Annotated in this window: 2 protein-coding genes; both read right to left on the bottom strand. The window is 66.9% G+C overall.

Translation table 11 applies throughout. The features are described 5' to 3' along the window. On the bottom strand, positions 1 to 557 hold a 557-nt coding region (locus EN893_RS29745), incomplete at its 3' end, for a hypothetical protein (RefSeq protein ID WP_206640193.1). Between the two features lie 118 nt (positions 558 to 675). Continuing rightward, the coding region (locus tag EN893_RS29740; protein ID WP_128362013.1) for a 7TM diverse intracellular signaling domain-containing protein at positions 676 to 2,302 on the bottom strand (1,627 nt) is incomplete at its 5' end.

The following is a 2,302-nucleotide window of genomic DNA, read 5'->3' as shown; positions in this document are numbered from 1 at the left end:
GTGCCGCTGTTGATCAAGACAATATGGGCTCCAGAGAACGTGGCGCCGCTGCCGCCGTCGCCGCCGTCTTCGAATTCGCTCTTGCCGCTGCCGCCGCCGCCGCCGCCAACGATACGACCGCTGTTGGCGAGAGAAGCATTGTCTACCGATGAGGCGACGCCATCGCCGCCGTTGCCGCCGCTGCGGCCGTTGCTATGGAAGCCGCCGCCGCCGCCACCGCCGCCGCCCGTGATCGAGCCGCCATCGTTGATCAGGGTGGCCGCGGAACTGCCGACGCCACCGTCGGCACCGCTGATGAGTCCGCCTGTTCCGCCGGAGCCGGCCACACTGCCATCGCTGCCGTTGCTGCCGCTCTCGCCAGAGAATTCCCCTCCGTTGCCGCCGTTTCCGGATGTGCCTGCGCCGCTCCCGCCGCCGCCATTCCCCCCGCCGCCGCCGCCATTTCCGCCGGCGCCGTCGGCCATGGCGGGGCTCCAGGCCAGGCTGGCCAGGAGGCAGCCCGCGAGGGCGGTCGAACGCAGCAGGCCGCGCTTCGAGACGATGGCAATTCCTGTCAAGGCCAGGCTCCCCAGATCAGCACCGACGCAGTCGTGCATGTTCCCGGGGGCATAGCACCCGAGACCAAGGGCGGGTATCGTTGAAACTAGCTATGCCCGCCGCGCCGGGATACGCCGCTCAGGCCGCGGGCACTTGCAGGGCCAGCACGGTTTCGCCGTGCCGCGACCGCGTGTCGAGCGTGCCGCCCAGCCGCCCGGCCCGCGCCCGCATCGAGCGCAGGCCGGTGCCCGGGACGGGCGCCTCCGAGACGGTATCGAAGCCGACGCCGTTGTCCTGGATGGCCAGGCTCAGCGGCTCGCCGCGCCGGTGCAGGTCGATGACGACGCGGCTTGCCTGGCTGTGCTTGAGCACGTTGGTCAGGCCTTCCTGCAGGATGCGGACGAGATCGAGGCTTCGCGCCGCCGGCAGGTGGCAGTCCTCCAGCCCGGTCAGGTTCCACACGCAATCGATGTCGCGGCTTTCGCATGCCAGCGTTTGGCGGCGGCGCAGCGGCGCGATCCACTCGGCCAGCGACTGGCCGCCCGTCGGGTCGTCGGCAGCGGTGTCGATGATCACCCGCAACTCGTCGCGCAGTTCCTTCAGCACGGACAGGAAGCGATCGGCCGGCAGGTTCTGCGGCGCATGCTCCAGCATGGCGATCGAATTGACCAGGGTGCCGCCCATGCCGTCGTGCAGATTGTGGGAAAGGGATACGCGTTCGGCCAGCCTGGTGTTGGCCAGAATGACCTCATGCTGCTGATGCAGCGTGAGGGCGAGTTCCTCCCTGGCGGTTTCGATCTTGGCCGTGAGTTCATCGTTGAACCCTTCGATGCGGCGCATGTTGGCGACGAAGTTCCAGGCCAGCACCAGCGCCATGCCGACCATCTGCAAGTGGGATGTCAGCGTGACGTAGTAGACATTGCCAAGAAGGATGCCGAAATAGGTCATCAGGTCATGCAGGATGGCCACGATGGTGAGCGCGTTGACGATATGAAGGACGATGTGGTCCAGGCGAGCGCTTCGCCAGGTCAGGCCGATCGCCAGGAAACAGGCGCCGATGTAAAGCAGCGACCAGGACAAGGCCAGGAGGTTGAGCATCGGGGCGAGTTGGGAATGCGGCGTGGCAAACAGGGCGGCGGCGCCGATCGCCAGCGCGGCCCACAGCACGGCTTCCCCCCGGGGAAAGCGGCGCTCGGCGAAGCGGATGACAAACAGCACGAAGGCGGCGGCCATGACCATGAAGGAGAGCATGATAAAACGCTGCCATGTGTCGGTCGTCCCGAACGGCCAGGGGCTCGTGACCACGAAATTGAGCGAATAGCAACACCACGCAATCGTCATCAGGGCGAACCAGCCATAGGCCTTCAGGCTTCGGCGCAGCAGCCAGACGACGAAGAAGAAGGTGCCAAGCGCCGCGGTGACGCCGAGATAGAAGACCGGCAGCTCGCGGCGAATCCAGAATTGCTGGACAAAATGGGCACGCGTCGCCGAAGGCGGGCCGATCAGCACCGGACCAAGACCCGGCTGGTATGGCGCCAGGCCCGAGACCCTGATCAGCAGCGTGTTGGTGCCGGCATGCAGGACCGGGGCTGAGAGCTGCCAGTAGCGGGGCACGTTCCATGAGCGCGTCAACGGCTCGACGAGGAATTCGTCGCGTCCGAGTTCCGCGCCGTTGACGGAGATCGATCCGGCCAGTGTCCAGTAGTTCAGCGCGAGGCCCAGCGGTTCGGTTGCGTCGGCCCTGTCGAAGGTGAGGCGGTACCAG

The organism is Mesorhizobium sp. M7A.F.Ca.CA.004.04.2.1 (genome assembly GCF_004022825.1).
Lineage (GTDB): Bacteria > Pseudomonadota > Alphaproteobacteria > Rhizobiales > Rhizobiaceae > Mesorhizobium.
Note: the sequence above shows the minus strand (reverse complement) of the source record. Positions and strands in the feature narration are given on the sequence as shown.